We start from the raw sequence: 4323 nt of genomic DNA on the forward strand, positions 1-4323 counted from the left end.
CCTCGCTCGCCGCCGCCCCGCCCAGCTCTCCGGCGGCCAGGCCCAGCGGGTCGCGGTGGCCCGCGCGCTGGCCGCGGAGCCGGAGCTGCTGCTCCTCGACGAGCCGATGGCCGCCCTCGACGTCGACGTCACCCCGGCGCTGCGCCAGACGCTGCGCACCGTACTGGCCGATCGGACGGTGCTGATCGTCACCCACGACGTGCTGGATGCGCTGCTGCTCGCCGACCGGGTGGTCGTCATCGACCACGGTCGGGTGGTCGAGCAGGGGCCGACCAACCAGGTGCTGACCGCGCCGCGTTCGCCGTTCGCGGCTCGGCTGGCCGGGCTCAACCTGGTACGCGGGATCTGGGACGGGGCCCACCTGCGACCCGACGCCGGCGAGCCGGTCACCGGTCTGCCGGACGGCTCGCTGGCCACCGGGTCCACGGCCGCGGCGCTGTTCCGGCCGTCGGCCGTCGCCGTCCACCACCACGACCCGGGCGGCAGCCCGCGCAATGCCTTCGCGATGCGGCTCACCGACCTGGAACCGCTCGGCGACCGGGTCCGGATCCGCGCGGAGTCACGCACCGGCGGCGTACCGCTGGCCGCCGACGTCACCCCTGCGGCGGTCGCCGACCTCGGGCTAACACCGGGCCGGGAGGTGACGTTCACGGTCAAGGCGACCGAGGTCACCGTCTATGACGCCGGTATGCCCACTCGGTGACCGATAGAGTCACGCCCATGACCGACTCCTCGCTGCCGTCCGCGCTGGACGTCGCGCCCACCGCCCCCGACCGCAACCTCGCGCTGGAGCTGGTGCGGGTCACCGAGGCCGCCGCGATGGCGGCGGCGCGTTGGGTGGGCCGAGGCGACAAGAACGGTGCCGACGGCGTCGCCGTCAACGCGATGCGGGTGCTGATCTCGACGGTCGCGATGGACGGCACGGTGGTGATCGGCGAGGGCGAGAAGGACAACGCCCCGATGCTCTTCAACGGCGAGAAGGTCGGCGATGGCACCGGTCCGGCCTGTGACGTCGCGGTCGATCCGATCGACGGCACCACCCTGACCGCCAAGGGGATGAGCAACGCGGTCTCGGTGATGGCGGTGGCGCCGCGCGGCTCGATGTACGACCCGAGCGCGGTCTTCTACATGGAGAAGCTGGTCACCGGTCCCGAGGCGGCCGACATGGTCGACATCCGGCTCCCGGTCGCGGCCAACATCGACGCGGTGGCCAAGGCCAAGGGCAGCAAGCCCTCCGACGTGACCGTGATCGTGCTCGACCGGCCTCGTCACGCCCAGCTCGTCGAGGACATCCGCGCCGCCGGCGCCCGGATCCGCTTCATCACCGACGGCGACGTCGCCGGTGCGATCTCCGCCGCCCGGGTCGGCCGCGGCGCCGACCTGCTGCTCGGCATCGGCGGCACCCCGGAGGGCATCGTCGCGGCGTGCGCGATGAAGGCGCTGGGCGGCACCATCCAGGGCCGGCTGTGGCCCAAGGACGACGACGAGCGCGCCAAGGCGCTCGACGCCGGGCACAACCTGGACCCCGACTTCGTGCTCACCACCGACCAACTGGTCACCGGCGACGACTGCTTCTTCGTGGCCACCGGGATCACCGACGGCGACCTGATGCGCGGCGTGCACTACGGTCCGGGAGGTGCCGTGGTCACCGAGTCGCTGGTGATGCGGTCCCGCTCCGGCACGATCCGCCGGGTCACCTCCGAGCACCAGCTCTCCAAGCTCCAGGCCTACTCGGCCATCGACTTCGCGGGCTGAGCGCGTGACCTCGACCCCCGGTGCCCCCGGTGCCGATCCGGTCGCCGTCTCCGCCGAACAGGTCGCTCCGGTCGGAGGTGGCATCCAGCTGTGCTACCAGACCTTCGGCGACCCGGCGGGTGACCCGCTGCTGCTGGTGATGGGCCTCGGCGGCCCGATGCTCTGGTGGGACGAGGGACTGTGCCAGTTGCTGGCGGCGGCCGGGTTCTACGTCGTCCGCTATGACAATCGCGACACCGGCCGCTCCACCATCCTCACCGGCGACGTCGGCGTGAGTCACCTCGCCGGCGCGTTCGCGGGACTGCGGGTGCGGGCGCCGTACGCGATGAGCGACCTGGCCGACGACGCGGCCGGGCTGCTGGACCACCTCGGCATCGAGCGAGCGCACCTCTTCGGGGTCTCGATGGGCGGGATGATCGTCCAGACCCTGGCCATCGCACACCCGGACCGGGTGGCCTCGTTGGTCTCGACGATGTCCACCACCGGTCGTCGCAGCGTCGGCTACCAGCATCCGTCGATCTACCCGCAGATGCTGCGGCGGCCGCCCGCCGGCGAGCAGGAGTACGTCGAGCGCTCGCTGGTCGGCGCCCGGCTGACCGGCTCGCCCGGCTACCCCGAGCCAGAGGACTCGGTGCGCCGGCGTGCGGTCGCGACCTGGGCGCGCGGCATCCACCCGGACGGGACCGCGCGGCAGATGCTCGCCGTCCTCACCCAGCCCGACCGCACCGCGGACCTCGGCCGGCTCGACGTCCCGGCCGCGGTGGTCCACGGCCTGGCCGACAAGATGGTGCACGTCTCCGGCGGCCGCGCCACCGCCGTGGCCATCCCCCGCGCCGAGCTGATGCTGATCGACGGCATGGGCCACGACCTGCCGGTCCCGCTGTGGGAGCGGTTTGTCCGCGTCGTACGCCGCACCGCCGATCGCGCCCGCTGAGCGCGGTACTTCCTGCGCGAAACTGCCACTTCTCGCGGGTTGCAACGCGCAGGAAGTGCCAGTTTCACCGGTGAACCGGTGAAACTGCCCCGGCGTCTGCCCCGGCGCCGGCCCCGCGCGATCGGGGACTACCGTTGCGCTCATGCACGACCATGGCATGTCCGGCATGTCCGAGCTGGCGCCGCTGGGCTGGAGCGAGCTCTTCGGCACCTGGAGTCTGCAGCCGATCTGGCTGATCGCCTGTGTCGTGCTGGCCGGCGGCTATCTCGCCGGTCGCAACCTGGCCGGTCCCGGCTCCACCGTCCCGCGCTGGCGGGTGGCGAGCTTCCTGAGCGGCCTGGCACTGCTGTGGCTGACGACGGCCTCCGCGATCGGCGGCTACGCGATGGCGCTGGCCTGGGTGCACATGGTGCTGCATCTGATCCTGATCATGGTGGTGCCGGCGCTGCTGGTGCTGGGTCACCCGCTCACCGTGCTGGTCGAGGCCTGTGGCGACCGGGAGCCGGCCGCACGCCGGCTGCTGCGGGCCTGGCCGTTCGCGATCCTGTTCTCCCCGGTGACCGGCGTGGTGGTCTACACGGTGGTCATCGTCGGCACCCACCTGACCGACTTCATGGACCGGATGGCCACCAACTCCACCCTGATGGGCGGGGAGCAGCTGGTCTACGTGGTGGCGGGCTACCTGTTCCTGCTGCCCCTGATCGGCGAGGAGCCGGTCCGCTCCGACCTGCCCTACCTCGGCCGGATCGCGCTGCTGGTGGTCGGCATGATCCCGGACACCATCGTCGGCATCACCATGCTGCAGACCGAGCACGACATGTACCCGGTCTACTCCTCGATGCGCCCGTCCTGGGCCCTGGATCCGGTCGCCGACATCCAGACCGCCGGCTCGCTGATGTGGGCCGGCGGCGACGGCGGCATGATGTTCATCGCGATGGGGCTGGTGATCGCGGTGATCACCTCGCCCACGCGTCGCGCCCGAATGACCGGCACGCTGCTGGAGTCCGTACGCCGCCAGCGGTTCGCCGACGAGGACCCGGAGCACGCCGGCACCGACGAGGCGGGTGAGGCGACCTACGAGGTGGACAGCGACGAGGCGCTGGCGGCGTACAACCGGATGCTCGCCCGGATCAACCGGCAGGGCGAGTAGCCCGCGGCTACTCGCTCAGGCGCAGGCCGGAGGTGGTGTCGAAGACGTGCACCTCGCTGGCGTCGGTGGTGACGTGGATCGTCTCCCCCTTGCCGACCTGGTCCTTGGCCGAGACCCGCACGATGATCGTCGACGGCGTGCCCTCGACGTCACAGGTGCCGTAGACGTAGGAGTCCGAGCCGAGCTCCTCGACCACCGTCACTCGCACCGGCAGCCCGCCCTCGGCCGGGCCGGCCAGCCGCCACGCCTCCGGTCGTACGCCGACCGTGACGGTGCCGCTCGCCCGACCGAGCGCGGTGGCATCGGCGGGGACCTGGTAGTCGCCGATCGTCGCCTGGCCGCCCACCGGCTTGGCCTCGATGAGGTTCATCTGCGGGCTGCCGATGAACCCGGCGACGAAGAGGTTCGCCGGCCTGCGGTAGAGCTCCAGCGGGGTGGCCACCTGTTGCAGCTCGCCCGCGCTCATCACCGCCACCCGGTCGCC

General features: G+C 72.1%; 5 protein-coding genes. 4 read left to right on the plus strand and 1 reads right to left on the minus strand.

The features are described 5' to 3' along the window. The 4 genes from QM638_RS01895 to QM638_RS01910 form a co-directional block, all read left to right on the plus strand. Positions 1-703 (plus strand): TOBE domain-containing protein (locus QM638_RS01895; protein WP_415140237.1); only part of this gene is annotated, 703 nt, incomplete at its 5' end. Between the two features lie 17 nt (positions 704-720). After that, complete coding sequence (glpX, locus tag QM638_RS01900; protein ID WP_415140238.1) at positions 721-1755, plus strand: class II fructose-bisphosphatase; 1035 nt, start codon at positions 721-723, stop codon at positions 1753-1755. 4 nt (positions 1756-1759) lie between these two features. Further along, positions 1760-2689: an alpha/beta fold hydrolase gene (locus QM638_RS01905; RefSeq protein WP_415140239.1), complete on the plus strand. Its 930-nt coding sequence runs from the start codon at positions 1760-1762 to the stop codon at positions 2687-2689. 142 nt (positions 2690-2831) lie between these two features. Further along, positions 2832-3839, plus strand: a complete 1008-nt coding sequence (locus QM638_RS01910; RefSeq protein WP_415140240.1) for a cytochrome c oxidase assembly protein — start codon at positions 2832-2834, stop codon at positions 3837-3839. A 7-nt stretch (positions 3840-3846) separates the two neighbouring features. Here QM638_RS01910 and QM638_RS01915 read toward each other — a convergent pair. Next, positions 3847-4323 (minus strand): TOBE domain-containing protein (locus QM638_RS01915; RefSeq protein WP_415140241.1); only part of this gene is annotated, 477 nt, incomplete at its 5' end.

This window comes from Nocardioides sp. (genome assembly GCF_047606145.1).
GTDB lineage: Bacteria > Actinomycetota > Actinomycetes > Propionibacteriales > Nocardioidaceae > Nocardioides.

Coding starts and splice junctions, on each gene's coding strand:
- QM638_RS01910 (WP_415140240.1), top strand. CDS start 2,832: ATGCACGACCATGGCATGTCCGGCATGTCCGAGCTGGCGCCGCTGGGC.
- glpX (WP_415140238.1), top strand. CDS start 721: ATGACCGACTCCTCGCTGCCGTCCGCGCTGGACGTCGCGCCCACCGCC.